General features: G+C 61.5%; 14 protein-coding genes. 4 read left to right on the forward strand and 10 right to left on the reverse strand.

What is annotated here, in order from left to right; translation table 11 throughout:
* Positions 1–93: 93 nt before the first annotated feature.
* The 5 genes from H1B37_RS13555 to H1B37_RS13575 all read right to left on the reverse strand — a co-directional run bounded on the left by H1B37_RS13555 (position 94) and on the right by H1B37_RS13575 (position 7,988).
* Entirely contained in the window at positions 94–804 is a 711-nt protein-coding gene (locus H1B37_RS13555) for a PDZ domain-containing protein (protein WP_182867197.1), read from the reverse strand.
* A gap of 103 nt (positions 805–907) precedes the next feature.
* Positions 908–1,522: a hypothetical protein gene (locus tag H1B37_RS13560; RefSeq protein ID WP_286177721.1), complete on the reverse strand. Its 615-nt coding sequence runs from the start codon at positions 1,520–1,522 to the stop codon at positions 908–910.
* Positions 1,523–1,690: 168 nt separating this feature from the next.
* A complete protein-coding gene (locus H1B37_RS13565; protein ID WP_182867198.1) occupies positions 1,691–5,458 on the reverse strand; it encodes a protein kinase domain-containing protein in 3,768 nt (1,255 codons plus the stop codon).
* Positions 5,459–5,931: 473 nt separating this feature from the next.
* Complete coding sequence (locus H1B37_RS13570) at positions 5,932–6,933, reverse strand: hypothetical protein (protein ID WP_182867199.1); 1,002 nt, start codon at positions 6,931–6,933, stop codon at positions 5,932–5,934.
* Positions 6,930–7,988, reverse strand: coding sequence for a vWA domain-containing protein (locus H1B37_RS13575; RefSeq protein ID WP_286177722.1), 1,059 nt, complete (start codon positions 7,986–7,988; stop codon positions 6,930–6,932). Before H1B37_RS13575 ends, H1B37_RS13570 begins: the two co-directional genes overlap by 4 nt.
* A 184-nt stretch (positions 7,989–8,172) precedes the next feature.
* Here H1B37_RS13575 and metK point away from each other — a divergent pair, with 184 nt between their 5' ends.
* Positions 8,173–9,357: a methionine adenosyltransferase gene (gene metK, locus H1B37_RS13580; protein ID WP_182867200.1), complete on the forward strand. Its 1,185-nt coding sequence runs from the start codon at positions 8,173–8,175 to the stop codon at positions 9,355–9,357.
* Between the two features lie 469 nt (positions 9,358–9,826).
* Entirely contained in the window at positions 9,827–10,621 is a 795-nt protein-coding gene (locus H1B37_RS13585) for a metallophosphoesterase family protein (RefSeq protein ID WP_182867201.1), read from the forward strand.
* A gap of 253 nt (positions 10,622–10,874) precedes the next feature.
* Here the strand turns inward: H1B37_RS13585 and rplL are convergent, their stop codons facing one another.
* The 4 genes from rplL to H1B37_RS13605 all read right to left on the reverse strand — a co-directional run bounded on the left by rplL (position 10,875) and on the right by H1B37_RS13605 (position 13,311).
* The gene (rplL, locus tag H1B37_RS13590) at positions 10,875–11,288 is read right to left on the reverse strand and encodes a 50S ribosomal protein L7/L12 (protein ID WP_182867202.1); all 414 of its coding nucleotides are present in this window, start codon (positions 11,286–11,288) and stop codon (positions 10,875–10,877) included.
* A gap of 74 nt (positions 11,289–11,362) precedes the next feature.
* On the reverse strand, positions 11,363–11,887 hold the full coding sequence (gene rplJ, locus H1B37_RS13595) for a 50S ribosomal protein L10 (protein WP_182867203.1): 525 nt from the start codon (positions 11,885–11,887) through the stop codon (positions 11,363–11,365).
* A 40-nt stretch (positions 11,888–11,927) separates the two neighbouring features.
* Positions 11,928–12,605: a 50S ribosomal protein L1 gene (gene rplA, locus H1B37_RS13600; RefSeq protein WP_182867204.1), complete on the reverse strand. Its 678-nt coding sequence runs from the start codon at positions 12,603–12,605 to the stop codon at positions 11,928–11,930.
* Positions 12,606–12,822: 217 nt separating this feature from the next.
* A complete protein-coding gene (locus H1B37_RS13605) occupies positions 12,823–13,311 on the reverse strand; it encodes a CinA family protein (protein WP_182867205.1) in 489 nt (162 codons plus the stop codon).
* 51 nt (positions 13,312–13,362) lie between these two features.
* Between H1B37_RS13605 and H1B37_RS13610 the strand changes: the two genes are divergently transcribed.
* A complete protein-coding gene (locus tag H1B37_RS13610; protein WP_182867206.1) occupies positions 13,363–14,319 on the forward strand; it encodes a hypothetical protein in 957 nt (318 codons plus the stop codon).
* A gap of 233 nt (positions 14,320–14,552) precedes the next feature.
* Here the strand turns inward: H1B37_RS13610 and H1B37_RS13615 are convergent, their stop codons facing one another.
* Positions 14,553–16,361 carry a response regulator gene (locus H1B37_RS13615; RefSeq protein ID WP_182867207.1) on the reverse strand — a complete coding sequence of 603 codons (1,809 nt, stop codon included), beginning with the start codon at positions 16,359–16,361 and terminating at the stop codon, positions 14,553–14,555.
* Positions 16,362–17,389: 1,028 nt separating this feature from the next.
* Between H1B37_RS13615 and H1B37_RS13620 the strand changes: the two genes are divergently transcribed.
* On the forward strand, positions 17,390–19,471 hold the full coding sequence (locus H1B37_RS13620; protein ID WP_286177723.1) for a hypothetical protein: 2,082 nt from the start codon (positions 17,390–17,392) through the stop codon (positions 19,469–19,471).
* The last annotated feature ends 233 nt before the right edge of the window (positions 19,472–19,704 follow it).

The raw sequence follows: 19,704 nt of genomic DNA on the forward strand, positions 1-19,704 counted from the left end.
GACGCTCTGCCATCCGTGGGGTTTAATCGCCGCAGCATTTCTACATGCGTCGGTCGGATCGAATGAATTAATGCTGAGCCCTCGCGGGCTTGATCACCGTGTCTGTTGCAGGGCCTTTCGGACCTCGCATTTGGCCGCTTCGCCGAGCGTGCTTTGTTGCAGTTGTTGCTCGATCTCCGCCGCGGTGCCTCGCAATCGGATTGGAGTGTCGGCCAACTCCGGTAGCGACATTTCGATCGCGATTTGATTGCCCGCACGACTGATCGAAACGGCGCGACTGCCTGAACCGGAACTGATCGCCGACGCGCTGGCACTGGTTCCGGCCGGTGGGTTGCCCGGCATTGGGGGGCCGAACATTCGGTCAAAGAACCTGTGTTCCATCGCGGCGGCGGGATGCAGCACGCGAGTCCGACCACGACGCAACACGACGATCGGGAATGAGGGGTCGGGAGTGTCCAGTGAATCGCCGGCCAAGACGGTTCGTCCGCCGGCTTCCAGCAGGATGTCGCCGCCGCGGAGTCCGGCTTTGGCGGCAGCCGACTCCGCTGCGACGGATTCGATCAACACGCCGCGTTGCCGGCCGAGGATCGGCAGATGCAAACGTAGCAGGGGCGGGACGGGTTTGAGCGTCAACTCGCCTGGGGGCTCGGTGGCCGACGCCGGCACATCGGCCGTCGGAGGCACATCGGCCGTCGGAGGCACATCGGCCCTTGGCGGCACATTGGCCCTTGGTGGCACTTGGGCGAAGACGGCGAGCGAAAGGAGGAGCGTTGCGGCGGTGCCGGTGATGAATCGAACGGGCATGGGATTGATCCTAAAGCTGGAGAGGCGGATTGGAAACGATCGGAATGGCAAACGCAAAAAGCCCCCGACGGTGGTCAGGGGCTTGGTCGCGGGTGAACTTGGCTTAGCGGCCGAACATTCGGATCCCGCCGCTGCGGATGACGCGATTGGTCATCGTGCGTCCTCGCGAGGAGGCGGGTTGTGAGTAGGCCGGTTGGCTGTAAGTCGGTTGCGGCTGATAGACCTGCCCGCCCCACTGCCGGGTATGGCTTTTGGAGTAGGCTTTGGTGTGTTGTCCGTATCCGGTCGAGTGGCTGCCGCCGTAGACTTTTCCGCCCGAGGTGGTGCCGGTGTGTCCGCCGCTGATCACGCGTCGGTTGCCGCCCTGGGAGACGACTCCACCGTGGCTGACGTGGGCTCCGCCGCGTCCGATGTTCAATTGCACGTTATGGGCCGCCCCACCTTGGCCGGCACCGACACCGATCGAGTTGCTCAGGGCGATGCCGTTGGGGCCGGCACCGAGGGCGAATCCGTGGCCGAAATCGACGCCGTTTTTCGAACTGCTACGGGTTTTCGCGATTTGGATCATTCCCGATGCGTTGGCTCCCGCTCCGGCTTTGCCGCGGGCGATGTCGACCCAGGATCCGGCCGATTGGGCGGAGACGGTGGCGGGCGAGCAAGCCAGAGCGGCGGTCAGCAGGGCGGCGGCAGCGACGGTCAGCAGGGTGGAGCGTTTCATGGTTCTTTGGGGGCGTTTGGGGGTGTTTTAAAGCGAATGAGTTGCCTTTCACACGACCCTGCGAGAGCCCCCGAGAAACCCCTGAAACAAAAACGAGAAAAATGGGTGGGATCGGTTTCCAGCCGGTCACTGGCTGGACTGACAGGCTGGAAGCCTATCCCACTGGGGTCAGTTTTCCGGGCTGCTTTGGCACGCCAAGTCATCGATCCACAGTGTGCCGGGGCCGCCGGCGACGATTTCGATCCGGACCGGGGCGATCGTGCCGGGGGCGATGGGTTGCCCGTCGGCGGTTTGCGTCACCCGCAGCGATCCGGCGACCCTGCGCCACGGATACGTCCCGGCATCGAATTCCATCAACGTCTCGCCGCCGGGACCCAGGATTCGCATCGCACCGGTGGCGACCTGTTCGGCTTTGACCCAGCATGACAGCGAGTACTGCCGGCCGGCGACGACGGAAAACTCCTGCCCGGTTCTTCCCGAGGCAGCGGCGTCTGACGAGGGCTGATCAACAGCGGAGCCTTCGATTCGCAGCGAGTGGTTTCCCGTCTGGGCTTGGCCGGAGATCTGCGCGGAGCAATGGAAGCCGGGAGTGGTTTCCCACGGTGCCCCGGAATCGGAACTCCAGTAACGCATCGAATCGAGTTCGAAGCCGCCGTTCAAGATCGACGCGGCGGTCACGCGATCGGGTTGGGCTGCCGGCATCACTTCGATCTTGGTTGCCCGCGGCAGCTTGGCCAGCGACGAGATGAACCCTTTCAACGCATCGACTCGGATCTGGTCGACCGGTTCGGCACGCGTCAATCGATTCAGTTCGGCTGCGATGGTTCGCACGGTGGATAGCAGATCGCAGGCCGGTTCCACGTCGAGCGCGCGTCGAACGGCGGTTTCCGCAGTGACCAGGTCGTCGGCCAGAGCAGCGGTTCGGCAGCGTCCCAGTGCGGCGGTGGCTTGGTTTTCTCCCGTCAGCGCCGCGTTCTCGGCGGTTAAGAACATTGCCGCCGCTTCGGCGAACCGGTTTTGCTGTTCCAGAGACCGCGCCAAACCGAACGAACCGAGCGGATGATCGGGATCGGCGTCGACCACCGCTCGAAAATCCACGCGGGCGGTTTCCGCGGCGCGCTCTCGCAACAAGATCGTGCCGCGAATGGCCCGCGCGTCGATGTTGTCGCTGTCGGCCGCCAGTGCGGACTCGATCGCCGCCAACGCCTCTTCGGCACGGGCTTGGTTAAGCCGGACGCCGGCCAAGGCGGTGAAACCGGCGACGCGATCCAAACGCGCGTCCGATTTTGATTTTGCCAATTGTTGCTGCAACCAGTCACCGATTTCAGCCCGTCCCCGCAAGTCGTCCACGGCGACGAATCGCATGTCAGCGATGTCCCCTAAGGGATAGGTGTCGATGGCGGTTTTGATCCACAGCTGCAGCGCCCGGTCGACCTGATGGACCTCGGCGTACGCTTGGCCGGCTTGCCATCCGACCCAGGGGGGGTCGTCGTAGGATCGCATCGCGCGCTGTGCGTCCTCCAAACTCCACTGCAATCGTTCGGTGACCCGCCGGCGACGTTCGGCGGGGCTGTAACGCTGGTCTCGGGCGATCAAGTCGGCCTGCCAACGATAAATGCTGGATCGATCGGCAAAGGCAAAGCATCGCTGCGGCAGTAATGTGATGCATTGGCCGAAGGCGTGCAGCGCCGGTGCGAGGTCTTCCCATTGCAGCTCCTCGCGACGCTCGGCGATCAAGTAATGGACTTGCCCGAGCCCCAAGTGGGTGCCGTAGTACTTGGGCCGCAGCGCCGCCGAGCGTGCGAACAGATCACGGGCGGTCAGCAGCGAATCGTCGCCCTGATAACCACGGAAGACCAATTCGAAACTGGGGTCGATCGCTGCGATCATGCTCAGCACGGCCAGCGAGTGCGCGTCGGCGCCGTTACGGGTCTGGCCCAAGTCCCGGCCCTGCAAACGCGTTCCCCGGCCCAGTCGCATCATTGCGATCGATCGGTACAGTCGTGTCGACTCCGAGATGCGAAACCGATCGATGCGATCGCTGACCACCAATGCGGCCTGGGCTTCGGTCATCCCGGCGTTGGTGGTCAGCAGTCGCCCGGCCGCTCGCAGCATCGCACCCGCACCGCCGACGCGCCCTTGGCCGGACAAGCGGACGCCGATCGATTTGACCAACATGGCATCCATCAGCATCAATTGCTGGTAGACGTCCCACTGGAGCCGATCGAGTTGTTCGGCCGACAGATCTTCGTCGGGCAGCCCCGTCCACCAATCGGCGCGGTCCCAGATTCCCAATCGTTTCAGTGCGGTCGTGCAAGCCAACAAGGCCTTGGTGTCGCGGCTGAGCACATTCTGTTGCTCGACGGTTTCGGCGAGTGCATAGAAATCGACGAGGGCATTAAGACGGTCGGCCTTGTGCCCGATCCGATCGGCTTGTGCGGACAATCGGGGATCGGATCGCAGACCGGGCAGGGCGTTGCGCAGGACGTCCAGGGCGGAGGAGAATCGGTCACGGGAGACTTCGATCTGCGCCAAAGTTTCCGCGGCGTCGGCGGCACTGTTTAGCTCGGCAAGTCGCTGGCGATCCCTGGCTTCCAATTCCAAGCGTTTGGAACGGCGTTCCTGTTCGGCTTGCAATTTGCGGACGTTGGCCACGTTCCAGAGGATGGACCCCAACACGCCGCCGATGGCCAACAGCACGACGGCCACGGCGAGGGTGCTGGTGACCGTTCGATGGCGTCGCATCCATCGATTCATCCGCACCGAGATCGAGTCCTTGTGGGCGGAGACGGCTTGATCGGCCATCCAGCGATTGACGTCTTCGGCGATTTGAACCGGGTCCGCGTATCGGTCCGACGGTTCGGTTGCCATCGCTTTCAAGCAGATCGATTCCAGCGGCGGCGGAATGTCGGGGGCGATCTCGCGGGGCCGAATCAGGGTTCCGGCGGCGATGCGTTTGAGCAAGCGGGTGATGGAATCATCATGGTGTGGCGGACGACCGGTCAGGATTTGGTAGAGCGTAGCGCCGAGCAAATAGACGTCGGTCCGCGTGCCGATCGATTCCAGCTTTCCCCGCGCCTGTTCGGGGCTCATGTATTGCGGCGTGCCGACCGTGCCGCCGACGCGTGTCGGCGTCGAACCGTCGCCCTTGGCAAGCTCCCGTGCCAGATCGGCCGTCATCGATTCTTCGACCGGTTCGTCCAACAATTTCGCCAGCCCCCAGTCGACGACCAACGTTTCGCCATACGGACCGACCATGATGTTGGACGGTTTGATGTCTCGGTGCAGGACACGTCGGCTGTGCGCGTATTGGATGGTGTTGCAAACGTCGACGAACCGCGAAAGCAGATCACGCAACTGCATTCGTTTGACATCGTCGGAATCGGAGTGATTCAGCGGCCGGTGATAACGTTCGATGGTGTCCTTCATCGTGTCGCCTTCGATGAACCGCATCGCATAATAGGGCTGCCCGTCCGGCAAAGTCCCCATTGCATAGACCGGGACGATCCCCGGGTGTTCCAATCGACCGGTGACCTTGGCTTCTTGGATGAATCGTTGTTGAGCTTCGTCGCTTTCGGCCCAGCGCGGTTTGATTCGCTTGACCGCCACGTCGCGATCGAGTTGTCGGTCGTGGGCCAGCAGGACTTCGCCGAGCCCGCCTTGGCGATAGGCGCTCATGATGCGAAACCGATCGGTGTCATCGCCGCTCAATTCAGCGGGCGGATCGGTTGCCGGGGCGGGGGTGTCGTTTGCAAACAGATGCGAGCGCAGAAACGCATCGTCTCCGGCTTGCCGATCGGCTTGAATCAACTCCATCACCGCGGCGCGCAGCGTGGTGTCGTTAGCGCAGCGTTGATCGAGAAAAGATGAAAGTTGCTCCGCAGGCAACTCGACCGCTTCCAGAAAGATGGCTTCGATGGTTTGGCGGTTGGGCATGGAATTGGTCGTGTCAGGTCACATTGCGGGAACGGCCGAAACTCTTGGCGAGTTCCGCTACGGGTGGACGGTCAATCAGCGGATCGGTAGCGGAAGCCGCGGAGGCTTTCGGCAGCCTGCGGCTTTACCGCTTGAGGGGTGCGAAACTCTTGGCGAGTTCCGCTACGGGTGGATGGTCAATCAGCAGATCGGTAGCGGAAGCCGCGGAGGCTTTCGCCAGCCTGCGGCTTTACCGCTTGAGGGGTGCGAAACTCTTGGCGAGTTCCGCTACGGGTGGACGGTCAATCAGCGGATCGGTAGCGGAAGCCGCGGAGGCTTTCGGCAGCCTGCGGCTTTACCGCTAGGGGTGCGAAACTCTTGGCGAGTTCCGCTACCGGTGGATGGTCAATCAGCGGATCGGTAGCGGAAGCCGCGGAGGCTTTCGGCAGCCTGCGGCTTTACCGCTAGGGGTGCGAAACTCTTGGCGAGTTCCGCTACGGTGTGGCGACGGCGGCCGGTAAATCGGGATGCCATGTCGGTGCGGCCAGTTCCAACATCAGCTTCCATTTCTTTGCCGCGTCCTCCAGGCCCGACTGTTGCACCAGGTTCAACAGGCAGACCATCGGGGCGGTTTGCAGGGCCATCGGCAACTGTTCGATTTCCGCTTCGATCAAACGTAGATTGGATTTGATGGCCGGCGGAGACTTGGTGAGGTGCGTCAGCTGTTTGGCAAGCAATGCGATCGTTTTCCGGTCCTGTTGTCCGGCCAAACGCACGAGCGCCGCTTCGGCGGCGCCGCGATACTTTGGCGAGCGCAGCAGCCAACTGGCCACGACCAACTTGACCGCCAGCGAATCGGAGGCGGCGTGTTTGGCGGCGGTCTGGACGAACGCTTGATCGTCACCGACCGACCCGGTCCAGTCGATCGGCAGGATTCCCAGAATCATTAGGGGCAGGGGGCGGGCGTCGAGTTGACGGACCAGTTCCAACGCGATGTCGCCGCGGCCGGATCGCATCGCTGCTTGGGCGGCCATCATTGACAGCCATTGTTGACGCCACACCGGCGGACGGCTGGAAGCGTCGTGGTCGCTGATGCAGCGGACCAGTGCGGGCAGCGCGGCGGCAAAGTCGCCTTGATGGAACAAGTCCAACGCGGCGATTTGATCGGCCGGCGCGTCCCTCCACTCGATTGCATTGACACGTGCCGATGCGACCCGCGTGGGCGCATTCTGATCGCCGATCAGGATCGAGAGCTGGTCCGCGTCGAACGTGACGATCGTTCCGTCCAGGGTGGTCAGGGGACGCGGGTACCAGCGCCGGGGCGAATCGGCGGTTGATGCAAGCGACGGCGACAACCGCACGCGATGCGGCGACGGCGGCGCTGCGGGATCCTGGCCACCAGCCGTTCCACCGGCCGCGTGCACGACCGTCAACGCGATCAAGCATGCCGTGAAAACCTGCGGCAACGCTTTGGTGCAAAACCGTGTCCGGATCACCGCGCGTTCACCTCGTCGGTTTGCGGCTGGACCGGTTCCGACCGCAGTTGCCGCACGTCGACGTATTGGTACTGTCCGTTGTTCATCGCGGCCAGCTGTTTCAAAAAACTGTCCGCCGCGGGGCCGGCGCGGCTGCCGAATTCGATGGCGTGAATCGTCGTGCCGGCCCGCTCGGCGCGGTCCTGGATCACTTGGAGTTCCAGTTGGGACAGCCGCGGGATGTGGGCGTCGGTCAAAAAGAAGATCACGTCCGGCGATAGTCGCAGCGCCATCAACAAAGCGCCTTTGTGTTTGGTGCCGCCGAAGGCTTGGATGGCGTCGATATATCGTTGGGCCCGTTTCAGATGATTCGGCTCGCCGGAGACCATCGTCATCGGCATCCCGGATAACTGAAACGGTTTGACGTTTTCGTTATAGAAGATGATCTGAAATTGCTGTTGGGGGGAAAGCGACTGCAGGCTGCGGATCAGTTCGCGTTTGGCGCTGCGTAGCGGCAACCCGCCGAAACCGTTCATGCTGTCGCTGCGATCAAACACATAGACGAATCGGGTGCCGCTGCCGGAGACTCCGAAGAGTTTCGCCGTGGCTTGTTGTCCGGTTGAGGGTCGGCTGGCCGCCTCCGCGGCGTCGCCCAGTGCGTCGCCGTCCAATTTGACATCGCCGGCGATCCCGCTGCCGCTTTCCGGGGCCGGTGTCGATTGCATGGCGGACAGAATACCCTGCAGGTCGATCGGTGGTGACAGATCTGCCGGTGGGGCGGCGGCGGCCGACTCGCTGGCCGAATCGGTGGCGTCGTCCTGGACCGTTTCGAGGGACTCCGCGGTGACTTCGTCGTAGCGGTCTCGATCGGGTAACCGATGGACCACCGCGATGCCGATCTGGCGGTCAATGGCTTCCCCGGTGCCCTTAGGAGCCGATGATGCGACCCAGGCGATCAGAATCAGCAACACCACGTGCAAGGCCAGGGACAACAGCAAGGGCGGTGTCCGATGGGGCGGGACTTCCGGGCTGACGGTTGGCTCCGGTCGATCGTTTCGGGGTGGTGTGACGTTCAAGAAGCGGTGTTTCGCGAGATCCGAGACAATTCCGCGGCCAGAATGCCGACTTGCGGTTCTCAGCAGGGTCTGTCCAAACTACGTTATCGGATCACTATTGTAACGACTTCACGCCGGCGCCGACGTCTCCGAATTGTCTGGACTGACGGCTTACCCGCCCCTTATTCCATATTGGAGTAGATCTGTGAGCCAAGCTCGTTTTTTGTTTACCAGCGAATCGGTCAGCATGGGCCACCCCGATAAGTTGGCCGATCGAATTTCTGATGCCATCTTGGACGCCCTGTTTACCGAAGATCCCAACAGTCGCGTCGCTTGCGAAACGATGGTGACGACCGGCGTTGCCATCGTCGCCGGTGAGATTTCCACCCAGGCCAAGGTCAATTATGCCGATGTCGTTCGGCAAACGATCAACGAAGTCGGCTACACCGATGACCAGATGGGGATTTGCGGCGACACCTGTGCCGTGATGGTCTCGCTGGATACCCAAAGCCCCGACATCGCACAGGGTGTCGATTCGGACAGCGCCAGCGGCAAAGAAGTCGGTGCCGGCGACCAGGGGTTGATGTTCGGCTATGCCTGCAAGGACACGCCGGAATTGATGCCGCTGCCGATCGCGCTGTCGCACCGCATCATCAACCGGATCACCGAAGCCCGATTCAACAAGGAAGTCAGCTGGTTGCGGCCGGACAACAAGGCCCAGGTGACGGTCGAGTACGAAGGAAACACGCCGGTTCGGATCGATACCGTCGTCGTCAGTGCCCAGCACGATCCCGACGTCACCAACGACGAAATCAAAACGTTCATCATCGAAAACGTGATCAAGCCGTCGTTGCCCGAGGGATTGGACAAGGGTGACATCAAGTACCACATCAACCCGACCGGCAAATTTGTCGTCGGTGGTCCCCACGGTGACTGTGGCCTGACCGGACGCAAGATCATCGTCGATACCTACGGCGGCTGGGGACGGCACGGCGGGGGGGCGTTCAGCGGCAAGGATCCGACAAAGGTCGACCGCAGTGCCGCGTACATGGCCCGCTACGTCGCCAAGAACATCGTTGCATCCGGGTTGGCCGAGCGCTGCGAAGTCCAGTTGGCCTATGCGATCGGTGTTACCGAGCCCGTCAGCGTGCACGTCGACACCGAAGGGACCGGAACGATCTCCGACGAACGACTGTGCGAACTCGTCCGCGAGCATTTCCCGCTCACCCCGGCCGGAATCATCGAGCACCTGAAACTGCGTCGCCCCGTTTTCAAAGTCACCACTGCCGGCGGTCACTTCGGACGCGAAGGCGACACGTTTACGTGGGAAAAGACCGACAAGGCAGAAGCCTTGGCCGCTGCATCAAAGCTGGCCGCCGCGGCACAGTAGGTCGGTCAGCCGTGTAGGTCACGCCAAGCGTGACAGGCATGGGACTGAACCCTCCCTGGAAGGGAGGGACGAGCGTAACGAGGGGAGCGTCGGTTGGTGGTATTTGAGTGCACTCGAGCCACAGCGAACCCTCCCCGCGTCGTCGCTCACTCCTCCGCGACCCTCCCAGGGGGACGGTTTGTCCGAGACAGCGATGACGCGACACTTTTACTTGATGCAGATGGGGATGGCGTCAGTGGACCTCAGCGGAGAGTTGGCAGAATGGTTCGGGGCAGAATGATGAGGTGCCTTAGGCTGGCGCCAAACGGTTGGTCCCCGGGAGCCTGGCGGACGCGAAGCCGTTAAAATCTCCCCATCGCAAACTCGAAAGAATCGAAATGATTCTGCCCAGGCCAGGTTGAGTCTGGCGGCAAAGGCGTGATCGGTCCCCGTCCGGTCTGCCAAGCGGTTCCTCCCCGGGAGTCCTTCCATGCGTCTCGCTTGGGCGTCTGATATTCATCTGAACCACGTCGCCTTGAAGGACTGGGACGCTTGGGTCGACCAGGTCCGCCAAGCTGCTGCCGATGTCTTGGTGATCACCGGCGACCTGTCCGAAGCCGAGGATGTGGTTTTTCAGTTGCGCCGGATGGGGGAAGTGATCGGCATGCCGATCTACTTCGTGCTGGGCAATCATGATTTCTATGGCTCGTCCATCGCATCGATGCGGCGCAGCGTCGCCTCGCTGATGCGTGAGTTTCCCTCGCTGTGTTACCTGACCGATGCCAGCCCGGTCGAGTTGGCGCCGGGGCAATTTCTGACCGGCGAAGACGGTTGGGGGGACGGAACCGAAGGCGACTACGAGAATTCGCCGGTGCGGCTAAACGATTTTGTCGCCATCGAAGACTTTCGTCAGGTCGATCCGATCAGTTGGCCGCGACTGATGCGCGAGCAAGGTGCCCAGTCGGCCGAGCGGTTGCGGCAAAAGTTACTCGCGTTGCCGGCATCGGCTGAACACGTCATTGTGTCAACGCACGTGCCGCCGTTTCGCGACGCGTGCTGGTACGAAGGCCGGACGACCGATGACTTCTGGGCTCCGTTCTTCGTCTGCGGCCAAGTCGGGGCGGTGTTAACGCAATTTGCATTCGAGCGGCCCGGGATCCATGTGACCGTGTTGTGCGGCCACACGCATCATGCCGGGACGGCGCAGATGGCTCCCAATCTGGTCGTGCAGACCGCATCGGCCGAGTACGGCGCCCCGCGCGTCGAGCAGGTGCTGGAACTGTAGCGGAAGCCGCCAAGGCTTTCGGCAGCTTGCAGGTGCTGGAACTGTAGCGGAAGCCGCCAAGGCTTTCGGCAGCTTGCGGCTTTGCCGGTTGGGGTGCGAAGCTCTTGGCGAGTTCCGCTACGGTTGGAGGGCCAATCAGCGGATTGGAAGCGGAAGCCGCGGAGGCTGATCGGCGCAACAAAAAACCCTGCGGCCGAGAGTGGGCTCCGGGCGCAGAGTTCTTTGAGTTGCGATCGGCGTGATCGTATTGGAACTACTTGAGTTCGACCGAACCGCCGGCTTCTTCGATCTCGGCTTTGACCTTTTCGGCTTCTTCCTTGGAGACCGCTTCTTTGAGGGTCGCGGGAACGCCTTCGACCATCTTCTTGGCTTCCATCAGCGAGGCGCCGGTCAGGTTCTTGACGACCTTGACGACGTTCAGCTTTTTGTCGCCGAAGCCGGTCAGGACGACGTCGAATTCGGTTTGCTCGGCAGCGGCTTCTCCGCCACCATCACCGCCCGCGGCGGCCATCACCACACCGCCACCGGCGGCGGGTTCGATGCCGTGGACTTCCTTCAGGTAGTCGCTCAGCTCTTTGGCTTGCTTGAGGGTCAGTTCGGCGATCTTGTCGCCCATTTCTTTAGCTTCGGCGCTGAACTCAGCAACCGCAGTGGCTTCATCAGACATGACAGGTTTCCCTTAAAAAACGAATGGTCGGTTGTTTGAAAAACGGAATGGGGGGTGATAGCTGTGGCGGTCGACTACTCGTCGCCTTCGCTGATCTTTTTCAGCTGGCTGTTCAGCATTTTCCCAGGTCCCAGCATCGCGGCCGAAAGCGTAGATCCGGGGCCCAGAATTTGTCCGACGAGGATCGAGACTTGTTCTTCACGGCTGGGCCATTTACTGACCGCTTTGACACCATCGGCGTCAAGCCGTTCGCCATCCATGACACCGCCGGTGGCGGAGAACTTCTCGTATTTCTCGTCGTCCTTGTCCAAACGGACAACTTCCTTGACCAGCGACACAAAGTCTTCGCCGCCGTAGCACACTGCCACAGGGCCACTGGCACCTTCGAAGGCCGGGGCCAACGAGGTTCCCTCGGTGGCGCGTCGGGCGAGGGAGTTTTTCACGACAAACATCGTGATGTTTCTCTCGGCCAATTCGCCACGTAGTTCGTTCGTCGTGTTCGCATCCATTCCGACGGTGCTGACCAGGACGGCGTCTTGGACGCCGTCGAGTTGCCGCTGGATGTCGCGGGTCACGAGTTGTTTGACGTACTTACTCATCAGATTGGTTCACTGCAGTTAAGGATGACGGGGACGCCGATTAGCACGTGACTCGCACGCTCGGGCTCATCGTTGCGCAGATCGCCACGCCTTTGACGTACGTGCCTTTGATCGTCTGCGGTTTCAGTCCGTCCACGAATTGGATGAACGCGTTGATGTTGTCGACCAGCTTGTCGGCCTCGAAACTCATCTTCCCGACCATCGCGTGGACGTTGCCGCCTTTGTCGTTGCGGAACTCGACCTTCCCGGCCTTGTACTCGCCGACGACTTTGCCGACGTCGGGCGTCACGGTCCCTGCACGTGGGCTGGGCATCAGGCCGCGGGGCCCCAGGACGCGTCCCAAAGGGCCGACCAATCCCATCATGTCGGGTGCGGCGATGCAGACGTCAAAGTCTGTCCAGCCGTCCTTGATCTTCTTGGCCAGGTCTTCTTGGCCGACTTCATCGGCACCCGCTTCCTTGGCTGCGTCCGCTGCTTCGCCCTTGGCGAACACGACGACGCGTTGCTGTTTTCCGATCCCGTGAGGAAGCACCAGCGAGCCGCGGATGATCTGGTCCGCTTGGTTCGGATCGACGCCCAGCCGCATGTGGATTTCGACCGTTTGATCAAACTTGGTCGAATCGTACGCCTTGAGCGCGGTGACCGCTTCATCCAGAGGAAGCGTGTTGGCTGGTTGCTTTTCGAGCGCGGCGCGATACCGCTTTGATTTCTTACCCATATGGTCACGACTCAATGGAGGTCGGGTGGTGTTAGCAAAATCACCAGTCCCGAGGCGAAAACGCACCTCGGCGGCAAATTCTCCCACTTCGCAGAAAACCTATCGGCTTCTGACGAGACGAGAATATTGAGAAAGTCGGAGAAAGCGTCAACGCCAATTGTGCAAGTTGCCCAGAAGTTTTTTCGCGACGTCGAGCTTTCTCCTCTGAAACCTGAAACTACTCCAGCCTTTCCAGGACCCCGATCAAGGTGTCGATCACGACCAAGGCCGATTCGCGTTGCCGGCCGACACGCTTGGGGGCCTTCAATTCCACGCCCCAGGTCCGCGGTGGTTGGCCGCGTCGACCCACACCGACATAGATCAAGCCGTCAAACTCTGCCGGGGCATTCGGCCCCAGATGCCCCGTCACCGAAGCCGCCAGGTCGGCATGAGGGGTCGTGTGGAGCGCCCCGGCAACCATTTGATGGGCGACCGGCGCGCTGACGGCGGTGTGTTCGGCGAGTGTTTCTTCGGCCACCCCCAGCCAGCGTTGTTTGCTGGCCTCTTGATAGACGACCAGCGACCCGGCCAGCCAAGCCGACACGCCGGGGATGGTGGCCAGCGTGGCCGCGATCAGCCCGCCGGTGCAGCTTTCGGCCAACACCAGCGTTTGACGCTTCTCACCGAGAAGCTCCACCAGTCGTCTTGCTTGTGAATCCAGGTCCATGTCTGTCCGATGTTGAAGGTGGATGGGGTGTCTAATCCGAACCGCCGCGGAATGAACTTACCAAGCGGCGGTGGAAATCAGTTGGGAAAATGGTCGCGGATCATTAACCTGGGGCTTTATTGCTTCGCGCCTGACGCACTCCCCGATCGGCCCTGTTTCATGCACCCGTCCGCCGCCGACTCGATTCTCGCCACGGTGACACCGGTCCCGGAACCCTACGCCGGGCGGGTGCTCACGATCGGCTGGAAATTGATGCTCAATGCATCGTTGTTGCTGGCCCCGGTGCTGATGGTCGGCTTGGTTTCGCCGCTGTTTCTTTTGTCGGCTTGGGTCGGATCCGGTGTCGCATTGTTGCCCGCGGCCGTCCTCGTTCCGCTGATCATTGTCGGTCAAATCTCGTGGGCGGGCACCTATCCCGAATGGCCGATGAACCAGTGGTTGGTGCGTCGGTTGCGTCGCAGTCTGCGGATGCGGCCGCAGGGGGGCCTGGATCCCGAGACACGTGACCACGACTGGATCCAAACGGCCCGTCTGGTCGAATGGGTGCCGCGCGAGAATTGGAACGCGACCATGCTGGACACCGCCGAGGACGTGATGTTGATTCACATCGACGAGGCCGGCGTGGCGATGGAAGGCGATCACTCGCGGTATTGGTTCCCCGCTGCGTCGATCATCGACGTGGGCGTGGAATCGGTGCGGCCGACCGGTTGTTTTCATCGATTGCACTTTGTGGTCGTGACCGTGCGGACCGCCGACGGGCCGCTGGAGTTTGCGTTGGCCTATCGCGATCACCGCTTGGGAGGCTTGCGTTCGCGGCATCGACGGCAGCAAACGATTCAATTGTGCAACGACATCGGCCGCATCGCCACGGGTGGGGACTTCAGCTACCGCGACCCTGGCGGCGAGCACAGGCAGCGTTTGGATCTGGGGCATGTTGGGGTCGGCAAGCCGGGCGCCCAATCGCCGCGGCCGCAGCTGAACCCCTACGCGGCACCGCGATCGGTGTAGCGGAAGCCGCCGGCCAGCACTGGTGTCGACGCAAATTGCAATGGCTCCCTTCTCCCCCGGCTTTGCGGGGGAATCCAATGAATCGTGCCCGCTGGCAGCGGGGAAGCTCTGACGATGGTCATTCATGCCGAAGCAAAGAGACCTTGCGACAATCGCACCGCAAAACAATCGGCTGCGATCCGGGCCCTAATCTGTCTTGGGGGGCTTCGCTTGATCAGCGATTCGTGACGGCACTAGCCGACCGTGGACTTGCTAGTCGCAGAGTCGGCACTGGTGTTGGCCTGGGGAGCGACGCCGCCGGCCAGCAGCACGGTCTGGACCACGTCGATCAGCTGGTCCAGCCGGAACGGTTTGAACAACCTTGCTTTGGGGTGCAGGCCGTTTTGCAGGGCGTGAACGATCGAGTGTCCGGGGTCGTAACCGAAGCCGGTCATCAAGATCATCGGCACCGGGTCGATGATCTTTTTCAGCCGCATCATCAATTGGAAACCACTGTGTTCGGGCAATTTGATGTCGCTGATGATGACGTCGTACTTGTCGTCTTCCCCGGCATCACGAACCATCAACACGGCCTGGTCGGCACCGCGGGCGGTTTCGACGATGCAACCATAGCGTTCTAGCAGCGTGTGGGCGTCTTCGCGGACGGTGCTGTCTTCGTCGACGACCAAGATGCGTTTGCCGCGAAGCAAGGCGTGTTCGTCCGAGGAGATGCCCGGCGGGACGGCTTCCAGCGGGGTGAGCCGTTGGCCGATCTGCTGGATCGTTTGCTTGATGTCACGGGCGTTCTTCAAGATCCGCCGGATGCGATCGACCATTTCCGGCGAGTGGCCGATGTAATCCTCCATCACGTTGACGGCATCGTTCAGGATCTCGTCGACCGGCAAGGCGACGGCACTGTGAATCGCGTTGCAGCTCTGCTGGGCGGTGTCCGCTTTCTGGGCGACCAGCAACTCGAGCGTGTTGAGTGCGAAGCTGATGTCGCGGGCAAAGATTTCGAGGAACTGCAAGTCGCTTTCGCTGAACGCGGCGACTTCGGGGCTTTCCACGTTGATCGTCCCGAGCACCTGATCGTTCAAAATCAACGGGACGGTCAGTGAGCTACGTGCGTTGGCCACGCCGGGGATGAACAACGGATCGTTGATCACGTCGTAGCACAGGTAGCTCGTTCCACTCGACGCGGCGTAGCCGGTGATCCCGTTGCCTTGCGGATGGGCAAACAGTTGTCGATCGGCCGCTTCCTGGTCGATCCCAACGCTCAACAGCGGGACCAGGTTGCCGCTGGCTTGTTCCAGCAGCCGGATCTCGATCACTTCGAAATTCAGCAGATCGGTCAGGTAGTGACGGATGTTGTCTTTCAGCAAATCGATCCGCTCGTCGACGCCCATCTGATAGATTTCGGTCGGCCGCAAATCGGCCAGTTCGCGTCCGGCGCGGTGGATTGCGGCAAGTTTTTGTTGCTGCAGGATTTCCTCGGTGATGTCGCCGACGGTCACCACCAAATGAGGCTCGGCGGCATTGTCCCCGACCGGGGCTGCGCGGACTTGAAAGAAACGGTTGTCGGAGGTTTGAAACGTTCCGCTGCTTTCTTCGCCCGTCGAAAACGCGGTGTGGAACGGGCACAGGTCCGACCCCATGATGTCCGGGTTGCCCAGCAAGTCGTAAATCGTTTCGCCGGTCGGATCTTCATCCAGCTTGCCGGCCCAGGCCTTCAGGCGTCGGTTGGCCCACAGCACACGAATCTTGTGATCCAGCAGTGCAGCCCCCTCGGGAAGATCGCGGAGCATCAGTCCGCTTTGACAGATCCCCCGCAGCTCGCCCAGTTCGGGCAACAAATCGCGTGCGATCCAGACGCCCTCGATCGAGGGGCTCGCCAACTGATCCAGCACCGTCGCCGAGGAATCGAGCGCCAGCACTTCGTCGTCCGAGAACCCGCGCGGGAGCGTTTGCTTGTCGCCGACGCAGATCAGCCGGATCGTCTCCGTCGACTCACCGGGGCGACCGGTGCCGTCGTCGGTGCCGAACGGGGAAGTGGATCGAGTCATATCACGCCTCTGACCACGCGGATAAAATCGAGCGAAGGCGACCTGTCCGGGGCCGCCTCCAAAAACTCATCGATGAACGCACATCCATACATACGTCGGTTCATCGGCACTACCTCACCAAAGAATCATACGAGAAAACGCGTCATCAACCACCTTTGAACCCCCACGAATCCGGGCTTTGCCCGCGCAAACCGGCTCAATTGCCTGTCAACCCACCTTGTGGTCAGATCTTCCGCCCTAACCGAAGGCGGTTGGCGTCGCTGGCAGTCAATCCCGCAACGCCGAGACGTCGAAAGATCCCGCCGGCGAACACCCGTGATCGTATCGCTGCGGCCGAAGCCGCGCCCCGTCGGCCCGAGCCCCAATGCCGCGATCTCCCCTTCCCGGATCACCCTCCGATGGCGCGGAATCATAGCGGCACGGGAACCGCTGGGGCGACCGGTCGACTGGACGTCCTGATTGAATCCGTCGTCTTGAATCCGTCTTCCGGGGGCAACGGGTGCGATCGGAAACCGCTCGGTCGGCACACAGGAAAGCCATCGGCTTTCGGGACGATGCCATCGCTGTCGTCAATCCGAGCACGAGTGTGCGTTCCGATCCGGTCGCCGGTGCACATTCAATGGGCTGCGGCGTGATCGTGCGACAATCCGTGCAAATCAAAATGACACCGCCGCAAACGCCGGGCGGATGTCGTCACCGGGGCCGCGTGACTTGAGAAAAAAAACAATGCGGGTGCGGGAATTCCATAACTTTTTCGCTTCAGCCCGGTAACGCGATCGATCCCTGTCGGGTCGACAGACGTTCGTGGTACGGCTCGGTTTCCTTGCCGCTGTTTGGCACGCTTAGGCGAAATTGGCGATTTGCGTTTCCTGTCCGTTGCGAATTGTTGACAGGGGATAGCGTACGTCTACATTCAAGGGGCTGGGCGGTAGCCCAAACTACGCAGCCGTTAAAAACTCTCCCGTATTTCCATCATCGGCTCTCTGGCTGTGAGACTTTTTGGAGGACTCACTCGAATGAAGATCAACATGAATCGAGGCTTTGCAGGACTGTGCATCGCACTGTTGTGCGCGGCCAACGTCTTTGCCCAATGCGGCGATTGCACCGGCTGCTCAAGCGGCTCGGGCTGCGTCGCGGCCGGCGGGGCTGCTGGCCCCGCCGTGACGTATGAAACCCGCACGGTCATGCGACCGCAGCTGGTGTCGGAAACCCGCATGGTTCCGACGACGACTTACAAGACCGAAACCCGCACTCGCATGCGGACGGTGACGCGGCAAGTGGCCAAGGTGCAAACCCGCCAGCAGACCTACACGGTCAACGTTCCCGAGGTCCGCACCAAAACCGAAACCTACACCGTTTGCGTGCCCGTGGAGTATACCGAGGAAGTGCCCTACAAGGTTCAGGTCCCGGTGACGACCGAGGTCGAACAGACCTACACGGTGTGTGTTCCCAAGACCACCGAAGAGGAGCGGACCTACACGGTTTGCGTCCCCTACAAGGAAACCCAAACCTACCTGGCCACCGTCCCGGTGACCGAACAGGTGGAACAGGAATACACCGTGCACGTTCCGGTCCAAAAGACCCGCACCGAGACCTATGACGTCTGTGTCCGCTACACCGAGCCGGAGGAACAGGAATACACCGTTCAGGTTCCGGTCAAGAAAATGCGGACCGAGACGTACCAAGTGTGCGTTCCGTACACCGACACCGTGACGCAAACCTACAACGTCCAGGTGCCTTACACCGAACCGCACACGTACACCGTCCAGGTCCCGTATTGCGAAACGGTCGAACAGCCCTATTCGGTCTGCGTCCCCTACACCGATCAAGTCGAGCAGCCTTACACGGTGATGGTCCCGCACACCGAGGAAGTCGAGGAGACCTACACGGTTCAAACGCCGGTCACGGAAACCAAGACCGCGACGCGAACGGTCACCAAGTGCGTTCCGGTGACGACCATGAAAACCGTCACCGAAGACCACGGCAGCTACGAATGCCAAGCGGTTGAGACCGCCGCAAGTGCTGGCGCAGGTTGCGGCGCCGGAGCAGGTTGCGGAAGCTGTGGCGGATGCGCTTCGGCCTGCAACCCCTGTGGCGGATGTGCGTCCCCGTGCGATCCCTGTGGCGGCTCGGCCGGCGTTGTCGGCGGTGGATGTGCCCCCGTGGTGACCTACCGCAAGGTCTGGGTGCCCAACCTGGTCACCAAAGAGGTCCCGGTCACGACGTACGAGCGTCAGACCACCGAGGAACCTTACACCTACACCACGACCAGCTACGTCACCGAAACCAAGACCCGCAAGGTCCCGGTGACCCGCTGCGTTCCGGAGACGAAGACGCGTGTGGTGAACGTCACCCGCTATCGCACCGAGCAACGGATGCGAAAGGTTCAGGTGCGAAAAATGCGTACCGAAGAACGGACCTGTAACGTCACCAAGTACAAGACCGAAACACGCACCCGCGAAGTTCCGGTCCGACGCACGCGAATGGAAACGCACGAACGTCAGGTTCCCTACTGCGAAATGGTGACCGAGACGCGGAAACGGACGGTCAACGTCCCGAAGACGCGGATCGAAACTCGCACCCGCGAAGTCCCCTATTGCGAAATGGTGCCCGAAACCCGCAAACGGATGGTGACGTTGTGCTCGACCAAGCAAGAAGAACGGACTCGTGAGGTCACCAAGTACCGCAACGAGACTCGCAAGAAGATGGTTCCGGTCACCAAAATGGTGAACGAAACCCGCGTCCGCATGGTGCCCCAGACGACCTACAAGACGGAAGAAGGGACACGAACGGTCACCAAGACGCGGATGGAAGAGCAAACTCGCCAGCGCGACGTTAACTACACCGTTTGCGTCAAGCAGGAACGCGTCCGCACCTACAACGTCACCGTTTATGAAAACGTGACCGAAGAGGTTCCCGAGGAGTACACCGTGTGCATCCCCGAAACGACCATGAAGGAAGTCCAGGTTCAGGTTTGCAAACCCGTGCCGACCACGGTCCAAGTGCCCGTGTACAGCTACGGCGCCGCGGCCGCTCCCGGAGCCGGATGCGTCGACTGCGGCGCGGCCGCCCCGATGGCAACCGGTGCCGGTTGCACCAACTGCAACTGATCGTGCCGAACGACCCAGCCGCTGAGTGGTCTTGAACGCCGCTCAGCGGTCGCACGACAAACCCGAAAACGGCCCCGGCGAGGAAACTTGTCGGGGCCGTTTTTTTGGGGGAGGGGAGGTGGTCAAAAAATTGAGTGGTCAAAAAATGGCGGACCGTCGCCCGGCTTGTTTGAGCGAGTCTCGTAGGACTTATCAATCTCGACAGCGCTTCATTGCACAAGAATCACGACAAA

This window comes from Stieleria mannarensis (genome assembly GCF_014154935.1).
Lineage (GTDB): Bacteria > Planctomycetota > Planctomycetia > Pirellulales > Pirellulaceae > Stieleria > Stieleria mannarensis.

What these genes read in the sequence shown, in the direction of transcription:
- H1B37_RS13555 (WP_182867197.1), bottom strand. Translation starts at nt 804, where the DNA reads ATGCCCGTTCGATTCATCACCGGCACCGCCGCAACGCTCCTCCTTTCG.
- H1B37_RS13605 (WP_182867205.1), bottom strand. Translation starts at nt 13,311, where the DNA reads ATGGACCTGGATTCACAAGCAAGACGACTGGTGGAGCTTCTCGGTGAG.
- H1B37_RS13610 (WP_182867206.1), top strand. Translation starts at nt 13,363, where the DNA reads ATGAACTTACCAAGCGGCGGTGGAAATCAGTTGGGAAAATGGTCGCGG.
- H1B37_RS13615 (WP_182867207.1), bottom strand. Translation starts at nt 16,361, where the DNA reads ATGACTCGATCCACTTCCCCGTTCGGCACCGACGACGGCACCGGTCGC.
- rplJ (WP_182867203.1), bottom strand. Translation starts at nt 11,887, where the DNA reads ATGAGTAAGTACGTCAAACAACTCGTGACCCGCGACATCCAGCGGCAA.
- H1B37_RS13585 (WP_182867201.1), top strand. Translation starts at nt 9,827, where the DNA reads ATGCGTCTCGCTTGGGCGTCTGATATTCATCTGAACCACGTCGCCTTG.
- H1B37_RS13560 (WP_286177721.1), bottom strand. Translation starts at nt 1,522, where the DNA reads ATGAAACGCTCCACCCTGCTGACCGTCGCTGCCGCCGCCCTGCTGACC.
- rplL (WP_182867202.1), bottom strand. Translation starts at nt 11,288, where the DNA reads ATGTCTGATGAAGCCACTGCGGTTGCTGAGTTCAGCGCCGAAGCTAAA.
- H1B37_RS13565 (WP_182867198.1), bottom strand. Translation starts at nt 5,458, where the DNA reads ATGCCCAACCGCCAAACCATCGAAGCCATCTTTCTGGAAGCGGTCGAG.
- rplA (WP_182867204.1), bottom strand. Translation starts at nt 12,605, where the DNA reads ATGGGTAAGAAATCAAAGCGGTATCGCGCCGCGCTCGAAAAGCAACCA.
- H1B37_RS13620 (WP_286177723.1), top strand. Translation starts at nt 17,390, where the DNA reads ATGAATCGAGGCTTTGCAGGACTGTGCATCGCACTGTTGTGCGCGGCC.